General features: G+C 53.6%; 22 protein-coding genes and 2 pseudogenes. 14 read left to right on the forward strand and 10 right to left on the reverse strand.

Annotation, left to right across the window (positions count from 1 at the left end):
- Positions 1 to 121: 121 nt before the first annotated feature.
- From ACSZO1_RS04205 to ACSZO1_RS04215, 3 genes and pseudogenes are all read left to right on the forward strand, one after another.
- Positions 122 to 385: pseudogene (locus tag ACSZO1_RS04205) on the forward strand (DsrE family protein); the annotation flags it as partial.
- Between the two features lie 218 nt (positions 386 to 603).
- Positions 604 to 2,192 (forward strand): annotated as a pseudogene (locus ACSZO1_RS04210) (sensor domain-containing diguanylate cyclase).
- A 116-nt stretch (positions 2,193 to 2,308) separates the two neighbouring features.
- Positions 2,309 to 3,367, forward strand: coding sequence for an AI-2E family transporter (locus ACSZO1_RS04215; protein ID WP_437609845.1), 1,059 nt, complete (start codon positions 2,309 to 2,311; stop codon positions 3,365 to 3,367).
- 34 nt (positions 3,368 to 3,401) lie between these two features.
- Here ACSZO1_RS04215 and bcp read toward each other — a convergent pair whose 3' ends face one another.
- Both bcp and ACSZO1_RS04225 read right to left on the reverse strand, forming a co-directional pair.
- Positions 3,402 to 3,869: a thioredoxin-dependent thiol peroxidase gene (bcp, locus tag ACSZO1_RS04220; RefSeq protein ID WP_437609847.1), complete on the reverse strand. Its 468-nt coding sequence runs from the start codon at positions 3,867 to 3,869 to the stop codon at positions 3,402 to 3,404.
- Positions 3,847 to 4,440 (reverse strand): glycine cleavage system transcriptional repressor, encoded by a 594-nt coding sequence (locus ACSZO1_RS04225; RefSeq protein ID WP_437609849.1) that lies wholly within the window; start codon positions 4,438 to 4,440, stop codon positions 3,847 to 3,849. Before ACSZO1_RS04225 ends, bcp begins: the two co-directional genes overlap by 23 nt.
- 158 nt (positions 4,441 to 4,598) lie before the next feature.
- On the opposite strand from ACSZO1_RS04225, the gene dapA reads away from it, so the two are divergent.
- From dapA to ACSZO1_RS04250, 5 genes are all read left to right on the forward strand, one after another.
- The gene (dapA, locus tag ACSZO1_RS04230; protein WP_437609851.1) at positions 4,599 to 5,477 is read left to right on the forward strand and encodes a 4-hydroxy-tetrahydrodipicolinate synthase; all 879 of its coding nucleotides are present in this window, start codon (positions 4,599 to 4,601) and stop codon (positions 5,475 to 5,477) included.
- Between the two features lie 14 nt (positions 5,478 to 5,491).
- On the forward strand, positions 5,492 to 6,526 hold the full coding sequence (gene bamC, locus ACSZO1_RS04235) for an outer membrane protein assembly factor BamC (protein ID WP_437609854.1): 1,035 nt from the start codon (positions 5,492 to 5,494) through the stop codon (positions 6,524 to 6,526).
- Positions 6,527 to 6,580: 54 nt separating this feature from the next.
- Positions 6,581 to 7,294 carry a phosphoribosylaminoimidazolesuccinocarboxamide synthase gene (gene purC, locus ACSZO1_RS04240; protein ID WP_437609856.1) on the forward strand — a complete coding sequence of 238 codons (714 nt, stop codon included), beginning with the start codon at positions 6,581 to 6,583 and terminating at the stop codon, positions 7,292 to 7,294.
- Positions 7,295 to 7,524: 230 nt separating this feature from the next.
- A complete protein-coding gene (gene ypfJ / locus ACSZO1_RS04245; RefSeq protein ID WP_437609858.1) occupies positions 7,525 to 8,364 on the forward strand; it encodes a KPN_02809 family neutral zinc metallopeptidase in 840 nt (279 codons plus the stop codon).
- A 33-nt stretch (positions 8,365 to 8,397) separates the two neighbouring features.
- Positions 8,398 to 10,425, forward strand: coding sequence for a tRNA(Met) cytidine acetyltransferase TmcA (locus tag ACSZO1_RS04250; protein ID WP_437609860.1), 2,028 nt, complete (start codon positions 8,398 to 8,400; stop codon positions 10,423 to 10,425).
- On the opposite strand, the gene ACSZO1_RS04255 is transcribed toward ACSZO1_RS04250, so the two are convergent.
- The 3 genes from ACSZO1_RS04255 to ACSZO1_RS04265 are packed head-to-tail and all read right to left on the reverse strand — an operon-like array spanning position 10,383 to position 12,100.
- Positions 10,383 to 10,571, reverse strand: a complete 189-nt coding sequence (locus ACSZO1_RS04255) for a YpfN family protein (RefSeq protein ID WP_437609862.1) — start codon at positions 10,569 to 10,571, stop codon at positions 10,383 to 10,385. The two genes, ACSZO1_RS04250 and ACSZO1_RS04255, sit on opposite strands and share 43 nt — an antisense overlap.
- A gap of 16 nt (positions 10,572 to 10,587) precedes the next feature.
- Positions 10,588 to 11,715, reverse strand: coding sequence for a succinyl-diaminopimelate desuccinylase (gene dapE / locus ACSZO1_RS04260; protein ID WP_437609864.1), 1,128 nt, complete (start codon positions 11,713 to 11,715; stop codon positions 10,588 to 10,590).
- Position 11,716: 1 nt separating this feature from the next.
- Entirely contained in the window at positions 11,717 to 12,100 is a 384-nt protein-coding gene (locus ACSZO1_RS04265; protein ID WP_437609866.1) for an ArsC family reductase, read from the reverse strand.
- 318 nt (positions 12,101 to 12,418) lie between these two features.
- Here ACSZO1_RS04265 and ACSZO1_RS04270 point away from each other — a divergent pair, with 318 nt between their 5' ends.
- The 3 genes from ACSZO1_RS04270 (at position 12,419) to ypfM (ending at position 13,461) form a co-directional block, all read left to right on the forward strand.
- Positions 12,419 to 12,571 (forward strand): Hok/Gef family protein, encoded by a 153-nt coding sequence (locus ACSZO1_RS04270; protein ID WP_437609868.1) that lies wholly within the window; start codon positions 12,419 to 12,421, stop codon positions 12,569 to 12,571.
- 324 nt (positions 12,572 to 12,895) lie between these two features.
- Entirely contained in the window at positions 12,896 to 13,048 is a 153-nt protein-coding gene (locus ACSZO1_RS04275; RefSeq protein ID WP_437609870.1) for a Hok/Gef family protein, read from the forward strand.
- A 353-nt stretch (positions 13,049 to 13,401) separates the two neighbouring features.
- Positions 13,402 to 13,461, forward strand: a complete 60-nt coding sequence (ypfM, locus tag ACSZO1_RS04280) for a protein YpfM (protein WP_101505280.1) — start codon at positions 13,402 to 13,404, stop codon at positions 13,459 to 13,461.
- 105 nt (positions 13,462 to 13,566) lie between these two features.
- Here the strand turns inward: ypfM and acrD are convergent, their stop codons facing one another.
- The 5 genes from acrD to ACSZO1_RS04305 form a co-directional block, all read right to left on the reverse strand.
- Positions 13,567 to 16,683 (reverse strand): multidrug efflux RND transporter permease AcrD, encoded by a 3,117-nt coding sequence (gene acrD / locus ACSZO1_RS04285; RefSeq protein ID WP_437609872.1) that lies wholly within the window; start codon positions 16,681 to 16,683, stop codon positions 13,567 to 13,569.
- Positions 16,684 to 16,927: 244 nt separating this feature from the next.
- Entirely contained in the window at positions 16,928 to 17,779 is an 852-nt protein-coding gene (locus ACSZO1_RS04290; RefSeq protein WP_437609874.1) for a metal ABC transporter permease, read from the reverse strand.
- Positions 17,776 to 18,627 (reverse strand): metal ABC transporter permease, encoded by an 852-nt coding sequence (locus ACSZO1_RS04295; protein WP_437609876.1) that lies wholly within the window; start codon positions 18,625 to 18,627, stop codon positions 17,776 to 17,778. Before ACSZO1_RS04295 ends, ACSZO1_RS04290 begins: the two co-directional genes overlap by 4 nt.
- The gene (locus ACSZO1_RS04300) at positions 18,624 to 19,427 is read right to left on the reverse strand and encodes a metal ABC transporter ATP-binding protein (protein WP_437609878.1); all 804 of its coding nucleotides are present in this window, start codon (positions 19,425 to 19,427) and stop codon (positions 18,624 to 18,626) included. The genes ACSZO1_RS04295 and ACSZO1_RS04300 overlap by 4 nt, the downstream gene beginning before the upstream one ends.
- On the reverse strand, positions 19,424 to 20,317 hold the full coding sequence (locus ACSZO1_RS04305; protein ID WP_437609880.1) for a metal ABC transporter substrate-binding protein: 894 nt from the start codon (positions 20,315 to 20,317) through the stop codon (positions 19,424 to 19,426). The genes ACSZO1_RS04300 and ACSZO1_RS04305 overlap by 4 nt, the downstream gene beginning before the upstream one ends.
- 366 nt (positions 20,318 to 20,683) lie before the next feature.
- Between ACSZO1_RS04305 and ACSZO1_RS04310 the strand changes: the two genes are divergently transcribed.
- The 3 genes from ACSZO1_RS04310 to nudK all read left to right on the forward strand — a co-directional run bounded on the left by ACSZO1_RS04310 (position 20,684) and on the right by nudK (position 23,531).
- A complete protein-coding gene (locus ACSZO1_RS04310) occupies positions 20,684 to 20,959 on the forward strand; it encodes a YdgH/BhsA/McbA-like domain containing protein (RefSeq protein ID WP_437609882.1) in 276 nt (91 codons plus the stop codon).
- 348 nt (positions 20,960 to 21,307) lie between these two features.
- The gene (gene ansP / locus ACSZO1_RS04315; protein ID WP_437609884.1) at positions 21,308 to 22,840 is read left to right on the forward strand and encodes an L-asparagine permease; all 1,533 of its coding nucleotides are present in this window, start codon (positions 21,308 to 21,310) and stop codon (positions 22,838 to 22,840) included.
- A gap of 112 nt (positions 22,841 to 22,952) precedes the next feature.
- A complete protein-coding gene (gene nudK / locus ACSZO1_RS04320; protein WP_437609886.1) occupies positions 22,953 to 23,531 on the forward strand; it encodes a GDP-mannose pyrophosphatase NudK in 579 nt (192 codons plus the stop codon).
- Positions 23,532 to 23,539 lie beyond the last annotated feature (8 nt).

Raw genomic sequence — 23,539 nt, forward strand, 5'->3', positions numbered from 1 at the left:
CAAGTATCAGGGAGCACTGAACAGCAGGCCAAGAAAATGCCTCGGGTTCCGGCAGCCTTCAGTGGTCTTTGCAGAGTTAAGACAGGCGGCTTAGCGTTGCACTTCGAACTTGAATCCGCCGTTTGTCGTCTCAGTGAATAGCGATGCGGTGCCTGCGGTCCTGAATAATGAGCAGTTCCATAAGATATACGGCATTGATAATCCCAATCTGAAATTAATTGCCGAGCTAAGGCAGGCAGGGGTGGAAATTTCAGTTTGCGATCAATCTGTTGCTTTTCATCATCTGCAGCATGACTGGATCGATAAATCTGTTATCCATACGCTTTCCAGCGGCACCACGGTGGCAACGTTACAGAACCAGGGATATGCCTTTTTACCACTGTAACCTGCTACTGACACCGATATAACGGATGTCACTTCTGCCGGTGCAGTGAAATAAATGAGTAAATATTTCGTCTGCGCGCGGAAGGCATTTGCAGTGCATAGCGCTGGCGGAATACAATTGCACAGTGCTTCACCAGGGCATACATCGCACAGTGAAAATTGCGCATAATAAATTCCTACAGGCGCCAAAATAATGTTTAGCAAAATCGAGGTAAGTCTATGCTGAGGCTGCTGCGGCCAAAGACAGACTTACGCACTCTGATCACCATGCTGGCGATTGCCAGTATTGTGATTACTCTGGCCAATTCTCTTTATGCAACATGGCGTGTTCAGCGTGAACAGCTGATCAATAACACGCTGGAAGCGAACCGGGTGTACGCCACAAAACTGGCATCAACCACGGAGATCTTCTTCCAGCTGGCGCAGTCGCAGCTGGCGTACAGCGCGAAACGTCTCAGCAGCGGCATGGATGATGATAACGTGCTGCAGGAAGAGGTCGATCGGCTGCGTGAGCAAACCTCCAGCTTTAACTCGGTGGTGATTGTCGATGCCGATGGCTGGGTGCGCTCTATCTCCCCGGAATCGCTGATGCTGAAAGGCATGCATCTGAACACCGATCTGGCGCGTCAGGCACTGACTGAGCGTAAGCCGATTATCAGTCTGCCCAATATATCGGCGTCGAATAATCTGGTGGTGCTGATTTCGTATCCGGTATGGTCGAAAAATGGTATCTACCTCGGCTATGTTGGCGCATCGATTTATCTCAAGAAAAGAAGCATTCTGAATGAACTGCTGGGCGAGCAGTTTTACCGCGATGGTTCCAGCCTGTATGTCGTTGATCAGCAGAATCACGTGCTTTATCACCAGAATCACAAGCTGATTGGCAAATCCATCGCGCCATTGATCAGCGATGAAGATAAGCAGAAAAACCCTAATGGTTATCTGGAAATGGTGCCGCAGGGTGAAGAGGCGATGCTGGCGGGGTATGCCACTGTCCCGGCTTCTGGCTGGATGATTGTCGCGCTGAAACCGACCCGAACCACGCTGGAACCGCTGAACAGCCTGCTGTTGCAGGTGCTCAGCAACTCGGTGCCGTTCGCCGTGCTGACCCTGATTGCCGCCTGGATTCTGGCGCGTCTGATTGCGCTGCCGTTGTGGCAGCTGGCGCGTAAAGCCAGTCAGATGGATGCGCAGGGCGTGTCGAAAGAGATTAATGGCATTCGCTCATGGTATTACGAGGCCGCGCAGATTAAGCGTGCGCTGCTGGCGGGTATTGGCTGCAGGATAAAATCGGCAAGCTGAAGTTTGAAGTACAAACCGATCCGTTAACCCATTTACTTAACCGTCGTGGTCTGAGCGCGGTGCTGGAATATTTCCTCACTACCCGCCAGCCGTTTGCGGTGCTGGCGCTGGATATTGACCATTTTAAACGGGTGAATGATACCTTTGGTCACGATGTCGGTGATACCGTGATCATTCGTGTTGCGCGTGAACTGGAGCAGCATTCACGCCAGACCGATGTGGTGTGCCGTAATGGTGGCGAAGAGTTTTTAATGATTCTGCCTGGCGCTGACAGCGGAATGGCGTTGATGATTGCCGAACGGGTGCGTCAGCATATCTTCCAGCTGGAGATTAACCCGGTGGGGAATGTGTCGGTGTCGCTGGGTGTGGCGTTGTGGCAGCCCGACCATAAGAGTATGGAAGAGGTGTTTAAAGCCGCTGACGACGCATTGTACCTGGCGAAAAATGCCGGACGCAACTGCGTCAGGCTGGCGCAGGAACGTCCTGCCTTAGCCTCTGCCAGTTAATCCGTTTGCTGGCAGGTTAGACAAAAAGAGCGCTAACCTGCCAGCTGCCTTTCTGTTCGTCAGGCCTTTCAGTACAATTCAGCCTTTTCCTCAATGAACTCAGGGACGTCATTATCATGCTGGCATTGTTAATCCAGTGGTATCGCCGCCGCTTCAGCGATCCGGAAGCCATTGCGTTGCTGGTCATTTTGCTGGCCGCTTTCGTTATTTTATTCTTTTTCAGTGGCTTACTGGCACCGCTGCTGGTCGCGCTGGTGATGGCTTATTTACTGGAGTGGCCAACGGTACGTCTCGAGCGGCTGGGATGTTCGCGTGGCTGGGCCACCAGTATGGTGTTGACGCTGTTTGTCGGGGTTTTACTGCTGATGGTGCTGGTGGTGGCACCGATTGTCTGGCAGCAGGGGATTAACCTGACGCGCGACCTGCCTAATATGCTGAATAAACTGTATCTGTTTGCCGCAGGTTTGCCAAAGCGTTTCCCGGCGCTGGTGGATGCGGGCATTATCGACATTCTGGTGGAAAATATTCGCAGCCGTCTGACAGGGGTCGGTGAGTCACTGGTGAAATATTCGCTGGCGTCGCTGGTCGGGCTGATGACGCTGGCGATCTACCTGGTGCTGGTGCCGCTGATGGTGTTCTTCCTGCTGAAAGACAAAGAGCAGATGCTGAACGCGGTGCGCCGCGTACTGCCGCGCAATCGCGGGCTGGCGGGGCAGGTCTGGAGCGAAATGAACCAGCAAATCACCAATTATATCCGCGGTAAGGTGCTGGAAATGGTGGTGGTGGGTGTCGCGACCTGGATTGGTTTTCTGATTATTGGTCTGAATTATGCGTTATTGCTGGCGGTGCTGGTCGGGTTGTCGGTGCTGATCCCGTATATCGGCGCGCTGGTGGTCACGATCCCGGTGGTGTGTGTCGGCCTGTTCCAGTGGGGGCTGGGCAGCGATTTCTGGACCATGCTGGTGGTGTATCTGATTATTCAGGCGCTGGATGGCAATCTGCTGGTGCCGGTACTGTTTTCCGAGGCGGTGAATTTACATCCACTGGTGATTATTCTTTCCGTGGTGATATTCGGCGGTCTGTGGGGCTTCTGGGGCGTGTTTTTCGCTATCCCGCTGGCGACGCTGGTGAAAGCCGTGGTGCACGCCTGGCCGGATGAAATGCGTGTGGAATAGCGCTGCGGGCGGCGGTATCCGCCGCCCGTGGTAGTTACGCTGACTTCAGGTAGTCCAGCACAATGTCGTGGTGATTGGTGGTTTTGAAATCATCAAACACCTTCTCCACGCGGCCATTACCGTCAAGCAGGAAACTGATGCGGTGGATGCCGTCATAGGTTTTACCCATAAACGACTTCTCACCCCAGACGCCAAACTGTGCGCTGACCTGATGATCTTCATCAGACAGCAGCGTGAAATTCAGCAGTTCCTTCTCAGCAAAACGCGATAATTTTTCCGGTTTGTCGGTGCTGATGCCCAGCACTTCAACGCCAGATTTTTTCAGGTCGTCCATGTTGTCCCGCAGGCCACATGCCTGCACGGTGCAGCCCGGTGTCATCGCTTTCGGATAGAAATAGACCAACACACGTTGTCCCTGGAAGTCGGCCAAATTTACTTGTTCGCCGTCTTGATCGGGCAAGCTAAATTTCGGTGCAATATCACCGGCTTTCAGTGGATTCATCACTACTCTCCATTTTTTCTTCATGCTGTGGGTAATTCACGACACTAAGAGTGCCCTGAGCCTGCAGTTCTGTACATAGCTTGTTAAAGGCTTGTTCAATAAATGAGGCATCCTGGCTGGCAGGACTGTGCGCAGTAATCTGAATATAGAGTAATGGGGGGCGGCCTTCTTCGGCTGGCTGCGTGCGGGAAACCAGCTCCGCGATATTCATCTGCTGCGAATCGAACAGATCGGTAAAACGTTCGATAATATGCGGTGAGTCGGCCACTTCCACCTGTACCCACACGGTCGCAGGCGTTGGGCGTTGCGCTTTGGCGTTCGTCCGTTTCATCACGATCAGCAGTTCCAGCTCAGCGCCTTTCAGCGGCAGCGTCGACTCAATCAGCGTGATCGCATTCCAGCTGCCGGAAAGCAGCATGATAAACGTGAATTCGTCACCGAGCATCGCCAGCCGGCTATCTTCGATATTGCACTCACAGCTGCTGACATGGCGGGTAATCGTATTGACAATCCCCGGACGGTCAACGCCCAGTGCGGTAATAACCAGATAATGTTGCTCTGACTGCGGCAAAATGTTACTTCCTGTCCGTCGTGGTGATTAGCAATTGTGATAACCCTAAGGTAAACATAAAAAATACCCTCTGCCAAGCGCCTCTGCGCCCTTGCCCGCTTGCTTTTCAATAGCCGTCAAACGTACCATGAAGCACTTGTTTGTGGAGGGGATGGCTAATGTTTACGGGAAGTATTGTTGCGCTCGTCACACCGATGGATGACAAAGGTAATGTCTGCCGTGCGAGTCTGAAAAAACTGATTGATTATCATGTCGCCAGCGGGACTTCGGCGATTGTCTCTGTCGGCACCACCGGCGAATCCGCCACACTCAGCCATGAAGAGCATGGTGATGTGGTGATGCTGACGCTGGAACTGGCCGATGGCCGTATTCCTATCATCGCAGGCACTGGCGCTAACGCGACGGCGGAAGGCATCTCTCTCACCAAACGTTTTGAAAAATCGGGTGTGGTTGGCTGTCTGACGGTAACCCCGTACTATAACCGTCCGACTCAGGAAGGGTTGTATCAGCACTTTAAAGCCATCGCGGAAAGCACCGATCTGCCGCAGATGCTGTACAATGTCCCTTCGCGTACGGGCTGCGATATGCTGCCGGAAACCGTTGGTCGTCTCGCTAAAATCAAAAATATTATCGGGATCAAGGAAGCGACCGGGAACTTATCACGTGTTAGTCAGATCCAAGAGCTGGTTGATGAAGACTTCGTGATTGTCAGCGGCGATGACGCGAGCGCACTGGATCTGATGCAACTGGGTGGCCGTGGGGTCATCTCGGTAACAGCAAACATTGCTGCGAAAGAGATGGCTCGTCTCTGTGAGCTTGCGCAACAGGGCAACTTCGCCGAAGCACGCCGCCTTAACCAGCGCCTGATGCATCTGCATCAGAAATTATTTGTTGAACCTAATCCAATCCCGGTGAAATGGGCCGCGAAGCAATTAGGACTGATAGCAACCGACACATTGCGTCTGCCAATGACGCCATTTACAGATGCAAACAAACCGGTTGTCGAGCAGGCGCTTAAAGAAGCGGGTCTGCTGTAATTTAGGGAGATTTGATGGCTTACTCAGTAAAGAAGTCCACGGTAGTGAAAGTTGTTGGACTGTCAACGGTGATGCTGCTTGCAGCTTGTTCCAGTGACCAGCGCTACAAGCGTCAGGTGAGCGGCGACGAGTCTTATCTGCAGGCTCCCGAACTGAAAGAATTGCACGCACCCGCAGGGATGATCCTGCCGCTGCAGAACGGTGATTATGATATTGCTGCCACGGCGGGTAACGGCGTGACAGGCAAACAGCTGGATATTCGTCCGCCAGCTCAGCCACTGGCGCTGCTGAATGGCGCACGCAGTCAGTTTGCCGGTAACACCGGTACTCTGATGCTGGAAAATACCCGCAGTGGTTCAATCTGGCCGCAGGTGGTGAATGTGGTTCAGTCCTACAAGTTCCCGATTGCCGATCGTCAGGATGCCAGCCAGCAGCTGACCACCGACTGGGTACAGTGGAACCGTGCGGATGAAGATAACCAATACCGTGGTCGCTATCAGATTAGCGTGCAACAGCAGGGTTATCAGCAGGCGCTGACTGTTCGTCTGCTGCAGCTGCAGCAGCAGGGCGCTGACGTTACGGCACCTGCGCAGATCCAGCGTTATACAGCACAGATGCTGAATGATATCAGTACCGGCATGGACAAGATCTCCTCAGCACAGGAAGATGCGGCGGCGAACCATGGTGTTACCCGCGTCGATGTGCAGAGTGGTGCAGATGATACCGGTCTGCCGAACCTGATCCTGCGTGCGCCGTTTAATGCGGTATGGCAGCGTCTGCCAGATGCGCTGAAACGCGTTGGCATGGAAGTGAAAGACAGCAACCGCTCGCAGGGCAGCCTGGCTATCACTTACAAGGCACCGGGCAGCGGCCGCTTTGACGACCTGGGAGCGAAAGATCCTGAGTTGCCAAACGGCGATTACAAACTACAGGTGGGTGATTTAGATAACCGCAGTAGCCTGCAGTTTATCGATCCGAAAGGACATCCGCTAACCCAGTCGCAGAACGATGCGCTGGTCGCTGTGTTCCAGGCAGCGTTTAACAGGTAAACTATCAGGGCCGGACTTCCCGGCCCTTTTTTATCACGTTTGGAGTTAATCAAGATGCAAAAGCAAGCTGAGTTGTATCGCGGCAAAGCGAAAACCGTTTACAGCACCGAAAATCCGGACCTGCTGGTACTCGAATTCCGCAACGATACGTCAGCAGGAGATGGCGCCCGTATTGAGCAGTTTGACCGCAAAGGTATGGTAAATAACAAGTTTAACCACTTTATTATGACCAAACTGGAAGAAGCGGGCATCCCGACGCAAATGGAAGCGCTGCTGTCAGATAACGAAGCCCTGGTGAAAAAGCTGGAGATGGTGCCGGTTGAATGCGTGATTCGTAACCGCGCGGCAGGCTCTCTGGTAAAACGTCTGGGTGTGGAAGAGGGTATCATCCTGAATCCGCCACTGTTCGATCTGTTCCTGAAAGATGATGCCAAACATGATCCGATGGTGAATGAGTCTTACTGCGAAACCTTTGGCTGGGTGAATAAAGAGAACCTGGCGCGTATGCGTGAGCTGACTTACAAAGCTAATGAAGTGCTGAGCAAGCTGTTTGCCGATGCGGGTCTGATTCTGGTGGACTTTAAACTGGAATTTGGTCTGTTCAAGGGCGAAGTGGTGCTGGGCGATGAGTTTTCGCCGGATGGTGCGCGTCTGTGGGACAAAGACACCCTGGCAAAAATGGACAAAGATCGTTTCCGTCAGAGCCTCGGCGGCGTGATTGAAGCGTATGAAGAAGTTGCTCACCGTCTTGGCGTTAAATTAGACTAACTGCGCAATCGTTTTCCTTGCCGTTATTTTCTTCACAGGCCGGTGATACCGGCCTGATGTCGTTGTAGGTACTGTTGTTTCATCTGTTTGTTCTCCCGCCTTAACTGCCTTGCTCTGTTTACCCCTGCTTTTGTGGCTGTGATGATATGCCACCACGGCGGTGCTGGTTATTCAGGGGCAGCACAGCTACTATCTGCTTTATTTGCTGTAATCCATACATGAGGTGCGTTATGCGTTGGCAGGGGCGTCGTGAAAGCGACAATGTGGAAGACCGACGCAATGAGTCTGCTTCGATGGGTGTTGGCCGTATGCGTATTCCGCGCGGTAAGGGCGGGATTATCCTGCTGTTTATCGTCATTCTGGCGAGTTACTACGGCTATGATTTGACGCCGTTACTGACCGGCGAAGTTCCGGGGCAGCAGCGTCGCGCTCAGCAGGATGATGAAGCGGCGAAATTTACCAAAGTCATGCTCGCGACCAATGAAGACACCTGGCAAAAATTGTTTCAGCAGATGGGCAAACCCTGGCAGCCACCGGGGCTGGTGATGTACCGCGGCTCAAGATCGACTGGCTGCGGTACTGGCCAGTCGGTGATGGGACCGTTTTACTGCCCGGCTGACAGCAAGGTCTATATCGATCTCTCCTTTTATGATCAGATGCGAACACAGCTCGGTGCGGGCGGCGATTTTGCTCAGGGTTATGTGATCGCCCATGAAGTGGGTCATCATGTGCAAAAACTGCTGGGAATTGAACCAAAAGTACGTGAGATGCAGCAAAAGGCATCAGAAACGCAGCGTAACCAGTTGTCAGTCAATATGGAATTACAGGCCGACTGTTTTGCCGGTGTCTGGGGTCACTATATGCAGCAGCAGGGGATTCTCGAGCCTGGCGATCTGCAGGAGGCGCTGAATGCGGCGACCGCCATTGGTGATGATCGTTTGCAGCAGCGCAGCCAGGGGCACGTGGTGCCAGACAGCTTTACGCATGGCAGTTCAGCTCAGCGTTACAGCTGGTTCAAACGCGGCTTCGACAGCGGCGACCCCGGCCAGTGTAATACTTTTGGTGCGTAACGGGTGATGGACCTTCTGCAACTGACTGCTGATATGCAACGGCAGGGTGTGCGTCGTCTGCTGGTGATTAGTGGCGAGGCAGAGTGGTGTGAACAGCAGGCAGCACTGTGGCAGGCGTCGCTGTCTGGCTACTGGCTGCGGGTCAGTGAACAGCCAGCAGATGGCCCCTGTTATACGCCCGGCGCGATGCGGACATTGCTGGGCCAGGAGTTTCGTCATGCCGTGTTCGATGCCCGCGCGGGATTTCATGCCGAAGCCTTTGCTGCCCTGGCAGGAACGCTTCTTGCCGGGAGCTGGCTGTTGCTGATGACGCCGCCATGGCGGCAGTGGCCTGTGACCGTCGATCAGGATACGCTGCGCTGGAATGATGGCGCGCAGGCTATCGCGACACCCCATTTTGTGCACCATCTGCAGTATACGCTATCGCACGATGCGGAAGTGGCAATGCTGCGTCAGGGAGAGCCGCTGCATCTGCCGCCTTTAGCTCCCCGTCCTGCGTGGCAGCCAGACGGCGAACGTCAGCAGCAACAGATCGTGCAGGCGTTGCTGTCATCAGAACCGGGTATTTCGGTGCTGACTGCGCCACGTGGTCGCGGCAAATCGGCGCTGGCAGGTATGCTGGCGCAACACTCCCCAGGACGCTGTGTCGTGACGGCGCCGGCAAAGGTGTCGGTTGAGGTACTGGCACGGTTTGCAGGCGAGGCGTTTCACTTCTCCGCTCCAGATGCCCTGCTGGCTGCCTGTGAACAGGAAGCGCCAGAGGCTGAGTGGTTGCTGATTGATGAAGCCGCTGCGATCCCGACGCCACTGTTACAGCGTTTAATCCGCTATTTTCCGCGTGTATTACTTACCACCACCGTGCAGGGGTATGAAGGTACTGGTCGTGGTTTTTTACTGAAGTTTTGTGCCGCGTTGCCGCAGGCGCAGTTTTACACCCTCGACCAGCCGCTGCGCTGGGCACAACATGATCCGCTGGAGCGTGTTGTCGATAATGCATTGCTGTTTGCTGAAAACATCAATCCGCAGATTACCGGGCCTGCGGCATTCCTGCGTCTGGAGCAGCAGCACTGGCAAACACAGCCGCAGCAGCTGACGGCAATGTATCATCTGCTTGCCAGTGCGCACTACCGCACCTCGCCTCTTGATTTGCGCCGCATGATGGATGCGGAGGGGATGCATTTTATTGCCGCACACAGCCAGCAGCAGATTTGTGGGGCATTGTGGCTGGTCGATGAGGGAGGGCTGGATGCCGGGCTGGCATTTGCGGTCTGGGCTGGCGACCGCCGCCCGCGCGGTAATCTGGTGGCACAGTCGCTGGCGGCACACGCCGGTTTCCCTGAAGCGGCCCGGTTGCGTTCGCGGCGGATTACGCGTATTGCGGTTGCGCCGTCACTGCGTCGCAGCGGTATTGGCCAGCAGCTGATTGCACACTGCGCCGCTGATGCTGACGCACTGGATTTTCTCTCGGTTAGTTTTGGTTATACCGATGAACTCTGGCGTTTCTGGCAGCGTTGCGGTTTTCAGCTGGTACGTATCAGCACCCAGCGTGAGGCCAGCAGCGGCTGCTATAGCGCGATGGCGCTGCTGCCGGTAACGGCGGCAGGTCATACACTGGTGGATCGTGCGGCACGGCGACTGGCGCGTGATTACTGGTGGTTGCGGCAAAAGCTGACACAACCGCTGGCAATCATCTGCGATGAACAGCAGTGTTTCACTGAAGATGACTGGCATGAGGCGGCGGGATTTGCCTTTGCCCGGCGTTCGTTTGACGCCGCATGGCCAGCGCTCGGGCGTTTGCTGGCCGACGTTTCACTGATCCTGCCTGCACTGCGTGGTGCGATTAACCAGCAATTGCCTGCCAGCGAATTATCCCGCCTGCTGGGATTATCCGGGCGTAAGGCGTTATTAAACCAGTGGCGAATTGAAGCACAGCAGGCGTTAATGGCATATGACCGCAGGCGGGCGCAGGAGAGCCAGCAGCTCCTCTCCCGGGCGGGAGAGGAGTGGGGGACCGACGACTATTTCTTTTTCGGCCAGTCCTCTTCATCGTCCCATTTATGATTAAAATCGCGATGGGGCGGCAGCTCGGGCCTGTTGTCCATAAACTTTTTATGATCGATGCGCTTCAGGTCTTTATAGACATTCATCAGCGCGCCCACCATCAGCAAGATAATCAGGACCCACCAATACTCTTTAATCCATTCCATGATATTTCTCCCCGCTTCAGGCGATCAGCTGTTCCATAATACGTTGGTACATACGGCTAAGCAGTTGCAGATCCGACGCCTTCACACACTCATTGATCTTATGGATCGTGGCATTGACCGGACCCAGTTCAACGACCTGTGAGCCCATCCGTGCGATAAAACGACCATCGGAGGTACCGCCATTGGTCAGCAACTGCGGTTTAATTTCATTATAGTGCTCAACGGCGTTCACCACCGCATCGACCAGCTTACCGCGTGAGGTGAGGAATGGCTGGCCGGAAAGCCACCAGTCCAGGCTGTAGCGCAGCTGATGGCGATCCAGCAGTTCTGTCACGCGCTGTTTAATCATTTCATCAGTCAGTTCGGTGCTGAAGCGGAAGTTGAACTGCACAAACAGTTCGCCGGGAATGACGTTATTGCTGCCAGTACCGGCCTGAACATTCGCGATCTGCATGCTGGTGGCCGGGAAAAATTCATTGCCCTGGTCCCATTCGGTTGCAACCAGCTCATTCAGCGCCGGCATTGCCCGATGCACCGGGTTATCGGCGAGGTGCGGATAAGCAACGTGACCCTGCACGCCGTGGATGGTCAGATTGGCAGTCAGCGAGCCACGGCGGCCATTTTTCACCACGTCACCCACCACTTCGGTGCTGGATGGCTCACCGACCAGGCAGTAGTCGAGACGTTCGTTACGCGCCATCAACTTTTCCACCACCTTCACGGTGCCGTTCGCACCCGTAGCTTCTTCGTCAGAGGTGATCAGAAATGCCAGACGGCCCTTATGGTTCGGGTGCGCTGCGACAAAACGTTCTGCCGCCACCACCATCGCCGCCAGTGAACCTTTCATATCCGCAGTGCCGCGGCCGTACAGCATGCCGTCACGAATGGTTGGTTCAAATGGCGGATTGATCCAGCGGCTGACATCACCCGTTGGCACCACATCGGTATGGCCAGCGAAGGCCAGGGTTTGCCCATCGCCACGCCACGCCCAGAAGTTCAGGGTGTCATCTATATTCATCTGCTCGACGTTAAAACCAATAGCCTGCAGCCGCTCGATCATAATGGCCTGACAGCCGGCATCATCGGGGCTGAGGGAAGGGCGACGAATAAGCTGCTGCGTCAGCTCAATGACCGGACAGAACATATTATGACTTCTCCTGGGTAAACTGCTGATAAGTTGTTTCGCTAAAGCCCAGCAGCATAGAGCCGCCAGCGTCGCAGAGCAATGGGCGTTTGATAATTGACGGCTGTGTCAGCATCAATTCGCGCGCGGCATCGGCATTATTAATGGCGTTACGCTGTTCTTCTGGCAGTTTGCGCCAGGTGGTGCCGCGTGTATTGAGCAGGGATTCATAACCAAGCGTATCGATAAAGCGTTGCAGCAGTTCTGCGGTCAGACCATCTGCACGGTAGTCATGGAAGCGGAAGTCGATGTTCTGGCTTTCCAGCCAGCGACGCGCTTTTTTGATGGTGTCGCAGTTTTTGATGCCGTACATCGTGAGTGGTTGCTGCAGATTGCCTTCAGTCATAAATCATTATTCTCCTGATAATAGTTTCGTATTTTCTTTATTAGCCTGATTGCTGGTTATTATGCAATAAATCATCGTGTCAGGATAATAATAATTGCGAGCTATGCCGAAATATCATTGTTTATTAGTCGGGATGCTAATGACGGGAGTCAGTCTGCCGGGTAGCATAGTTATGGGTGCCTGAAACTGTTAGTTTCAGGTATTTCACGAGCTGACAGAAGAAGGCCCCAGGTCAATATATTATTAACCTGAGGCCACTCCTGACACACCACAAGGTCAGGATAGCCTCTTAACAGCAGAAATGCAACGGAGGTCTGAATGCCAAAAAAGTATTTATTACGCGGACTGGTGGTGGTTTGTTTTACATTACTGGTTGCACTGTGGTTAGTTCGTGACCGTTTATGTGAAGTGCGAATTAATCAGGGTGGTAATGAATATGCGGCGTTCCTGAACTGTGAAGTTAAGAGCTAACCGCGGGCGGGGGAAACCCCGCCTGACTGGTGGAGTTGTCAGTGCTTCAGGCACCCTTTTTATTATTCATTAAATAATTATTATATTTAACTCGTTTGTGATGAGTGCTGTCTTTTTTCTTTATTATTATTTGTTCAGGTAATGACAGAGGTCAATGTTCTGCATTAGCATCATTCCGGGCGCCTGAAGCTGTCTGCTTCAGGTGTTTTTTTGATAGTGGACAGAAGAAGGCCCCAGGTCAATATTCTATTAACCTGAGGCCTGTCCCGACTCCCACACAGAGTCAGGATAGACTCTTAATTGCAGTGATGCAAGGAGGTTTAAATGCCACGGAAATATTTATTACATGCATTAATAGTGGTTTGTTTAACATTATTATTGAGTCTCTGGATAATTGGTGATCGTCTGTGCGAGATTCGTGTTACTCAGGGAAGTAATGAATATACGGCGTTTTTAAACTACGAATTTAAGAGCTAACCGTGGGCGGGGGGAACCCCGCCTGATGGTGTGTGGTTTTTGGTACTTTAGGCGCCCCTTCACTTTTTTCTTATTATGTCTGGTAACCGATTTATTTACTTTCCGACATCAGCGTAGCCATCTTGCAGACAGAACACCGTTCTGTTGTATTTGAGAATTAAACGCATTTATGGTCTCGATAAGGAGAGGGCTAATCTTTTCAATAAATTAGATTGATGTCTTATCTTAAATTTATGACCAGCAGCAAATTTTACAGTTTTGATAAAAAATGCCGATGATAATTATAGGGTGAATGTATTCACCTGCTCAAAAAACAGGCGTATACTGCGCCTGATTATAAGAGAGAGGGTAACATGATTGATTTAGAACTGGGGAACTGGAAAGACTTTATTGAAGCAATGTTGCGTAAGTAAGCATTTCTTTCAGAAAGCGATCTACCGTATCTGTTGCAGTAAGCTCTAACCATACCGAATACAACATAGTGAAAGGCCGCCAGCATACTGGCGGCCTTTTTTCCTTTATTGATGCGTCTTCTCTTTCAGCGGAAAGCGCTGACGGACCACGACAAAGAACAGCGGTACAAAAAATATCGCCAGCACGGTGGCGGCGATCATTCCGCCCATGACACCCGTCCCTACCGCATGCTGGCTGCCGGAACCTGCGTCGCTGCTGATTGCCATCGGCAGAACGCCGAAAATAAAGGCCAGCGAGGTCATCAAAATCGGACGTAAACGCTGACGTGAGGCTTCCAGCGTGGATTCGATCAGCTCACGTCCTTTGGTATTCATTTCATTGGCGAATTCAACAATCATAATGGCGTTTTTCGCCGACAAACCAATCACCGTCAGCAGACCGACCTGGAAATAAACATCATTTTCCAGCCCACGCATCCAGGTAGCGAGTAGTGCGCCGACCACGCCCAGTGGCACCACCAGCATCACAGAGAAGGGGATAGACCAGCTTTCATATAGCGCTGCCAGACAGAGGAAGACCACCAGCAGCGAAATGGCATACAGCGCAGGCGCCTGAGCGCCAGACATACGCTCCTGGTAAGATGCACCAGTCCATTCAAAACCGACGCCGAGTGGCAACTGACTGACCAGCTTTTCCATAATATCCATCGCCGTACCGGTACTGACCCCCGGGGCTGCTTCACCGACGATCTCCAGCGCGGAATAACCGTTGTAACGCTCGAGGCGTGGCGAACCGGTTTCCCATGCGGTTTTGGCGAATGCGATAAATGGCACCATGCCGCCTGCACTGTTACGTACATACCATTTGCTGATATCGTCCGGCAGCATACGGTATTTCGCCGCCGCCTGGACATACACTTTTTTCACCCTGCCACGATCAAGGAAATCATTAACATAGGTTGAGCCCCAGCCTGTTTTCAGCGTGTCATTAATATCATCAAGTGAGACGCCGAGCGCCTGTGCTTTACGCTGGTCAACATCAATACGCAACTGTGGCCGGTCATCAAGCCCGTTATGGCGCACACGCGCCAGCTGCGGATCGCTGTCGGCCATCGCCAGCAGTTGATCGCGCATCTGCATCAGCCGGGTGTGGTCAATACCAGCATGATCCTGCAGTTCCATATCGAAGCCCGCCGAGTTACCGAGGCCGGTAATGGCCGGTGGGCTGCTGGCGATGACACGCGCTTCATTAATCTTACGAAATGCCCGGCTGGCGCGTTCGATAATGGCAAACGAACTGCGTTCTGCACCCGGACGTTCATCCCAGTCTTTCAGGCGGATAAACAGACGTGCGACGTTTTGGCCGTTACCGCCCGGGCCAGAGCCGACAGTGGCAAACACTGACTGCACGTTATCCTTCTCATGCGTCATATAGTAATTTTCCACCTTCTGGACCACTTTCAGCGTTTGCTGCTGAGTGGAACCCGGTGGTAACTGCACCTGGGTGGTAAAGACGCCGCGGTCCTCCAGCGGTAAAAACGAGGTGGGCAGACGCAGAAACAGAAAGGCCATCACGCCAATAATTGCCAGATACAGCAGCAGCCAGCGTCCGCTTTGTTGCAGAATTTTCAGCACGCCACGTTCGTAGCGCTCGCTGTTACGGTGGAACATACGGTTAAACCAGCCGAAGAAACCGTGCCGGCCATGATGCTGGCCCTGCGGCAACGGTTTCAGCAGCGTGGCGCACAGGGCTGGCGTCAGGATCATCGCCACCAGCACCGACAACACCATCGCGGCGACGATGGTAATTGAGAACTGACGATAGATAGCACCGGTGGTGCCGCCAAAGAAGGCCATCGGGATAAATACGGCGGACAGCACCAGTGCGATCCCTACCAGCGCTCCCTGGATTTGTCCCATCGATTTACGGGTGGCATCACGCGGCGATAATCCCTCTTCGCTCATAATGCGTTCGACATTCTCTACTACCACGATGGCATCATCAACCAGCAGGCCGATGGCCAGCACCATGGCGAACATCGTCAGGGTGTTAATACTGAATCCGCAGACATACAGAACCGAGAAGGTGCCAAATAGCACCACCGGTACGGCAATGGTGGGGATCAGGGTGGCACGGAAGTTTTGCAGGAACAGGTACATCACCAGGAACACCAGCAGTACCGCTTCGAGTAGCGTTTTCACCACATCATGAATGGAAGCGGTGACAAACGGCGTGGTTTCATAGGCCACTTTCACTTCCAGCCCGTGCGGGAAGAAGTGCGACAGCTCTTCGATGCGCGCACGCACCAGCTTATCGGTTTCCAGTTCATTGGCGCCGGACGCCAGCTTCACCCCGAGGCCAGATGCCGCCTGACCGTTATAGCGGCTGAGGAAATCGTACTTTTCTGCACCCAGCTGAACTTCTGCAACATCACCGAGGGTGACGACCGAACCATCCTGATTCGCGCGCAGGATGATGGCTTTGAACTGCTCCGGGGTTTGCAGCAGAGACTGTGAATTAATGGTGGCGTTCAGTGCCTGACGATCCACTGACGGTGTGCCGCCCACTTCGCCGACCGCAATCTGGCTGTTTTGCGAAGAAATGGCGTCAACCACATCCTGGGTAGTCATGGCATAGTTAATCAGTTTGTTCGGGTCGAGCCAGATACGCATCGCATATTGCGAGCCATAGGCGTCCACCTGACCGACGCCGCTGATACGGCTGATCGGGTCCTGAATATTACTGGCGACATAGTCAGCAATATCCTGTTTATCCATGCTGCCGTCGGTGGAGACAAACGCCAGCATCAGGATATTGGTATCGCCGGTTTTATTTACGGTCACTCCCTGCTGCTGCACATCCTGTGGCAGCTTACGCACGGCGGACTGCAGCTGGTTTTGCACCTGCTGGCGCGCTTCATCGGGGTTGGTGCCGGCGGTAAAGGTCAGGGTAATCGTTGCCTGCCCGGTACTGCTGCTTTGCGACGACATGTACATCAGATTATCGATGCCCGTCATGCTTTGCTCGATCACTTGCGTCACGGTATTTTCCAGCGTTTCTGCAGATGCACCAGGATAGTTAGCGGTAATACGCACATTCGGCGGTGCCAGATCGGGATATTGCTCTACGGGGAGTGACATGATCGACAACACGCCGGCCAGACACAGGATAATTGCCAGTACCCAGGCAAAAATCGGGCGATCAATAAAGAATTTCGCCATCGAAATCAGAGCTCCTCAGCAGCAGTAGTCTTAGCTCACAAAGAAAATACGCCAGTATCAGGGTTATCGGCGAAGAAAGTGTTGCAGCCGGGAAAAATGTTCTGTTGATTCAGACTTCTCCGGCAGGAAATTACTTTACCCGTAGTGGATGAAAGAATCGTGGAGAAATTAAGGAGAAATGTAAAATATCATCGCGCTATGTCTTCCCCCGGGCGGGGGAAGACAGGGAGGGGGGGTGAGGTGATTACTCACTCACTTTTTGTGAAGAGACGACTCGCCGCGGCAGATAGCTAACCAGCCACGCCAGCACAAACAGTGCCGCCTGGATGAGGACAATACAGGGGCCAGTGGCCGCATCCAGCCAGAAGCTGGCGAGCGTTCCGGCGAAAGCGGAGAACAGCGCGCTGAGAGTAGCGACAACCAGCATGGCACTAAAGCTGCGGCACAACATCAGCGCGGTGATCCCCGGGGTAATCAGCATCGCGACCACCAGCACAATCCCTACAGCCTGCAGGGCAGCAACGATAGTCAGTGCTAACATACTCAGCAGGCCATAATGCAGCCACTTAACCCGTAAGCCGATGACCCGTGCCTGCGCCGGATCGAAGCAATACAGCAGCAGGTCCTTACGTTTCACCAGCATCACCACGCTAACCAGCAGGCTGATCACCAGACATTGCCAGAACTCCGCAGCGGTGACACCTAACACATTGCCGAACAGGATATGGCTCAGATGCTGATCGCTTTCGATACGGGAAAACATCACCAGCCCGATGGCAAACATGCCGGAGAATACAATCCCCATCACGGTATCTTCTTTGATACGGCAGTGGTCCTTGATATAGCCGGTCGCAACAGCACACAGCAGGCCGGACGCGAAAGCGCCCACCACCAGCGGTGCGCCAGCCACATAGGCCAGCACCACGCCGGGCAATACCGCGTGGGAAATGGCGTCGCCCATCAGCGACCAGCCCTTCAGCACCAGGTAGCAGGAGAGAATGGCGCAAACCGTACCGCTAATCATGGCGGTCAGCAGCGCACGTTGCATAAAGGGCAGGCTGAGCGGCTGGCTGACCAGTTCAAATAGCATACTCATAGCGTTGCTCTCCGAACCTTACGTCGGCTGGCGAGCAGGCCATATTTAGGGGCAAAGAAAAAGGCCAGCAGAAACAGTGCGGTTTGCAGCGTGACAATCACGCCACCCGTTGCGCCATCAAGGTAGTAGCTCAGCCATGCGCCTGCCGCGCTGGTGGTCGCGCCCAGCGTGACGGCAATCAGCAGCAGGCGCGGGAAGCGGTCGGTCAGCAGCCATGCGGTGGCGCCTGGGGTAATCACCATGGCAATCACCAGAATGGCACCGACGGTTTGCAGTGCGGCGACGGTGCAGGCGCTGAGCAGGGTGAAGAACAGGATTTTCAGCCGTAGCGGGGAAAGGCCAACCGAGACGGCATGTCCTTCATCAAAAAATACCACCAGCAAATCTTTCCAGATCAGCAGCATAATCAGCAGCGAAATGGCGCTAATCACCGCGACCTGAATCACATCTTCATCTGCAATACCGAGAATATTGCCGTAGATAATCGACTGGATATTTACCGATGTCGGGTTAAGGGAAATGATCAGCAGACCCGCGGCAAAAAAGCTGGAGAAGACCAGGCCAATAATCGCGTCCTCACGCAGACGGGTCAGATGGCGCACCAGTGTCATCCCCAGTGCTGCCAGCATGCCGGTGATAAAGGCACCGACCGCATACGGCAGGCCAATGGCATACGCTGCCGCGACGCCCGGCACCACGGAGTGTGACAGGGCATCGCCCATCAGCGACCAGCCTTTCAGCATCAGCCAGGCGGATAAAAAAGCACAACTGGCGCCGACCAGCGCGCTGACGCCAATCGCTTTGACCATATAGTTATAATGCAGAGGTTCCAGCAGCAGCTCGATCATGATTGCCCGCTCCCACACAGCGGAGTGTCTGGCGCGGCTTCCACGGCGGTATCGGCAGGCAGCGTAAGATAACGCAGCACGCCACCAAAGGTTTGCTGCAGATTCTGCTGGGTAAAGGTGGTTTCGGTGGGTCCGCAGGCCACCAGGGTACGGTTAATCATCACTACCCGATCGCAGAATGTCGGCACGGAACTCAGGTTATGGGTGGAGACCAGCAACAGATGGCCCTCATCCCGCAGCGCTTTCAGCATATCGACAATCGCGTTTTCGGTCTGCACATCGACGCCGGTAAAAGGTTCATCGAGCAGCAGAATGCTGGCCTGCTGCGCCAGCGCACGCGCCAGAAACACACGTTTACGCTGACCGCCAGACAGTTCGCCAATCTGCCGGTCGCGCAGATGCAGCATACCGACGCGATCCAGCGCCTGCTCCACCCGCCGCTTATCTTCAGCAGACGGAATACGCAGGAACGACATCTTACCGTAGCGGCCCATCATCACCACGTCGCTGACCAGCACCGGGAAATTCCAGTCCACTTCTTCGGTTTGCGGTACATAGGCGATCAGGTTGCTACGCAGCGCTTTCGCGACCGGCTGCTGGTTGATTTCCACTTTGCCGCTGGTGGGTTTCACCAGTCCCATAATACTTTTGAACAGCGTTGATTTGCCGCTGCCGTTGACGCCGATCAGGGCGCACAAGCTGCCAGCATGCAGGTCGAAACTGGTGTCGACCAGCGCCGTATGGCCGTTCCGGTAGGTTACGGTAATATTTTGCAGCGAAATATGCGCCCCGTTACTCATTGTCCGAACCCTTTCGCAATCGTATTAACGGTAACCTGCAACAGGTCGATATAGGTTGGCACCGGGCCATCCGCCTGTGACAGCGAATCGACATACAGCACGCCGCCGTAACGTGCTCCGGTCTCTTTGCTCACCTGGCGGGCGGGTTTATCCGAGATAGTGCTTTCACTAAATACCACCGGAATGTGATGCTGGCGTACCAGGTCAATCACGTGCTTCACCTGTTGTGGTGAACCCTGCTCATCCGCATTGATGGGCCACAGCCAGCCCTCTTTCAGCTGGTAGTCGCGGGTGAGGTAGCTGAAGGCACCTTCACTGGTGACCAGCCAGCGTTGCGCCGCAGGGATTTTATCCAGGCGTGCACGCAGTGGCGCATCCAGCGCGCGGATCTTTTCGGCGTAGTTTTTGGCATTGCGGTTATACACGTCGGCATTTTTCGGATCGTATTTGACCAGTGCCTGACGGATATTCTCAATATAGATCAGCGCATTGGACGGTGACATCCAGGCGTGTGGATTCGGTTTGCCACTGTAAGGTCCGTCGCTGATCGACATCGGCTCGATGCCGTCGGTCACCACGGCGGAAGGCACATCATGCAGGCTGGCGAAGAAGCGGCTAAACCAGCGTTCCAGGTTGAGGCCGTTCCATAAGATCAGGTCGGCCGACTGTGCTTTCAGCACATCGCGCGGTGTTGGCTGGTAGTCATGGATCTCGGCACCGGGTTTGGTGATCGATTCCACCACTGCAGCGTCACCGGCGATGTTCTGCGCCATATCCTGAATAATGGTAAAAGTCGTCACGACCTTAAACTTCTCCGCTGCACTGGCGCTAAACGCCAGCATTAATGCAACAGCCGCCAGTCCCAACGATCGCACAGTTCCACAATGCATAGTTATCCATCCTGAAGGTGAGGTGATTTTATACACAGATATAGCATTTGCTATATTAGTTAGCAATAGCTATAAAAAACTATACAAAACGTCGCAGGCGACGCACTGGAAAACGGGAGCAGGGAGATAGCGAAAGAGAAGAGAAGGGGGAGATGTTTCTGTATCGGCGAGATTGATCACATCAGGTTACCTGGAGCAAACATTGATACCACTCCTGACAGTTCCCAGGATTGCTGCCGTTTCTCTTCACAAAGCTTGCAGGCTTTTACCCACGCGTCACGTTGGTTTTCATTGGGCAGGTAATAATCATTATCGTGATTAACAAACAAGCTTATGATTAACGAAGTAAGTGCTAAGGAGCATCTTATGAAAATCAAATTACCTGCCATCGTTGCTGTTGCCGTGCTTGCTGCTTCTTCTTTTACCGCAATGGCGGCCACTGAAGTGAATAACGAGCAGGCGCAGGGACTACAGAGTATGGGTAGCGTATCTATCTCTGGCGCGCGTGGTTCCATCGACGATGCACAGCATCACCTAGCGCAGAAAGCGGAAGAGATGGGGGCGACCCATTATCGTGTGGTGGGCCTCGATAATCCGGGTGATTCCAGCCGCTGGAGTGGTACAGCAGAGATTTACCGTTAATCCCCTTTCCTGTCCTGTGTAGCCTTAGTTTGCCTGTGGGCATTGACTAAACCGACCGCAACCTGCGGTCGGTTTTTTTGTTTTGCGTCAAGTGACACACGATTATTTTTGTCGCCAGTCCACATAATTACAAAACGTCATCTTTTTTCCTTATGGTTTATTTTGCTTCGTTCCCGCAGAACGGGTAGGATTCATCGCCGTAAAATAGGCTGCATCCCGAAAATTATAAATAACAGGATGATAGCGATTACCCCATTTCGGCAGACTTGACGCAAACGTTTGGTTACGTCTGCAGCAATGGGCTGAGCGTACAGGCGCTCTGTCATCGGACAGGTAACAGGAATAAAAATGAAAGCTACGAAAAAAAACGCAGCTGATGTACATGCTGCAAAAAGACGTTGGTTGAACTCGCAGGATTCGGGTTATCACAAAGCGATGGGTAATCGTCAGGTACAGATGATTGCTATCGGCGGCGCTATCGGTACGGGTCTGTTCCTTGGCGCGGGTGGACGTTTACAGGCAGCAGGTCCGGCGCTGGCGCTGATCTACCTGGTGTGCGGTATTTTCTCTTTCTTTATCTTACGTGCGCTTGGCGAGCTGGTTCTGCATCGCCCAAGCAGCGGCAGCTTTGTCTCTTATGCGCGTGAGTTCCTCGGCGAAAAAGCGTCGTTTGTCGCGGGCTGGATGTACTTCGTTAACTGGGCGATGACCGGTATCGTTGATATCACGGCGGTTGCACTCTATATGCACTACTGGGGTGCGTTTGGCGATGTGCCACAGTGGGTGTTTGCCCTTGGCGCACTGGCGGTGGTCGGCACCATGAATATGATCGGCGTGAAGTGGTTCGCCGAGATGGAATTCTGGTTTGCACTGATCAAAGTGCTGGCGATTGTTGTGTTCCTGGTGGTCGGTACTGTCTTCCTTGGCAGCGGCAAGATGCTTGATGGCAATGCCACCGGCTTCCATCTGATCAGTGATAATGGCGGTATCTTCCCGCATGGTCTGTTACCTGCACTGGTGCTGATCCAGGGCGTTGTCTTCGCCTTTGCCTCCATCGAACTGGTGGGAACGGCGGCTGGCGAAACCAAAGATCCACAGACTGTACTGCCAAAAGCGATTAATAGCGTCATCTGGCGTATCGGCCTGTTCTATGTCGGTTCTGTGGTGCTGCTGGTGCTGTTGCTGCCATGGAATGCGTATCAGGCGGGCCAGAGTCCGTTTGTCACCTTCTTCAGCAAACTGGGCGTGCCTTACGTTGGCAGCATTATGAATATGGTGGTGCTGACTGCCGCACTGTCCAGCCTCAACTCAGGTCTCTACTCGACCGGACGTATTCTGCGTTCGATGGCGATGGGCGGTTCCGCGCCAGAGTTTATGGCGAAGATGAGCAAGCAGCAGGTGCCTTACGCCGGTATTATGGTCACCATCGGCATTTACGTGATCGGTGTGGTGCTGAACTACTATGTGCCGACTCAGGTGTTTGAGATCGTCCTGAACTACGCGTCTCTGGGGATCATTACCGCCTGGGGCTTTATTGTTGTCTGCCAGATGCGTCTGCGTAAGGCGATTAAAGAAGGTAAAGCGGCGGATGTCAGCTTCAAAATGCCTGGCGCGCCGTTCACTTCCTGGCTGACGCTGCTGTTCCTGCTCAGCGTGCTGGTGCTGATGGCGTTTGACTATCCAAACGGCACTTACACCATTGCGTCTATTCCGCTGATTGCGGTGCTGCTGGTGCTGGGCTGGTTTGGTGTGCGTAAGCGCGTACACGCGATTGCTCAGGCAGAACAGGAGCATCACGCGCAGTATGAGCATCATGACGATGAAACGCACGCGCAGCCTGACGCGCAGGAGCGTCCGTTAAAAGATTTACCGAACACCTGATTGTTCTCTCCGGGCCAGCGATTGCTGGCCCGTTTTCTTTCTGCTTTCGGATAGTCTTCCGTCGTTTTCCATTCTAAGATGATCGGCTCCTTCACAGCATTATGGAGACGGTATGTCGGCGAAAGTAGAGATCATCAAAAACAAGATTCTCTCCGAAAACTGGTTCGTATTACGCAACTTCACTTACGACCTGATTGCTAAAGATGGCGCCACGCTACGCCATAAGCGCGAAGTTTATGACCGCGGCAATGGGGCGACAATTCTGCTGTATAACCGTGAAAAAAACAGTGTGGTGCTGATTAATCAGTTCCGCATCGCGACCTATGTCAACGGCAATGACAGCGGCATGCTGATTGAGAGTTGCGCCGGTCTGCTGGATGATGACACGCCGGAAGATTGCATTCGTAAGGAAGCGATTGAAGAGACCGGTTACGCCGTGGGTAAGGTTGAGAAATTGTTTGAACTCTATATGTCGCCGGGCGGCGTGACCGAAATCGTCCATTTCTTTGCGGCTGAATATCATGAGTCGCTGCGGGCAAATGAGGGGGGCGGCGTCGATGATGAAGATATTCATGTGCTGGAGATCCCTTTCCCGCAGGCGCTGGCAATGGTGAAAGACGGCCGGATTCGTGACGGTAAGACGGTGATCCTGTTGCAGCATGCCCAGCTGGCGGGCTGGCTGAAAGCGTAACATGTCAG

The organism is Erwinia sp. V71, assembly GCF_965644245.1.
GTDB lineage: Bacteria > Pseudomonadota > Gammaproteobacteria > Enterobacterales > Enterobacteriaceae > Erwinia.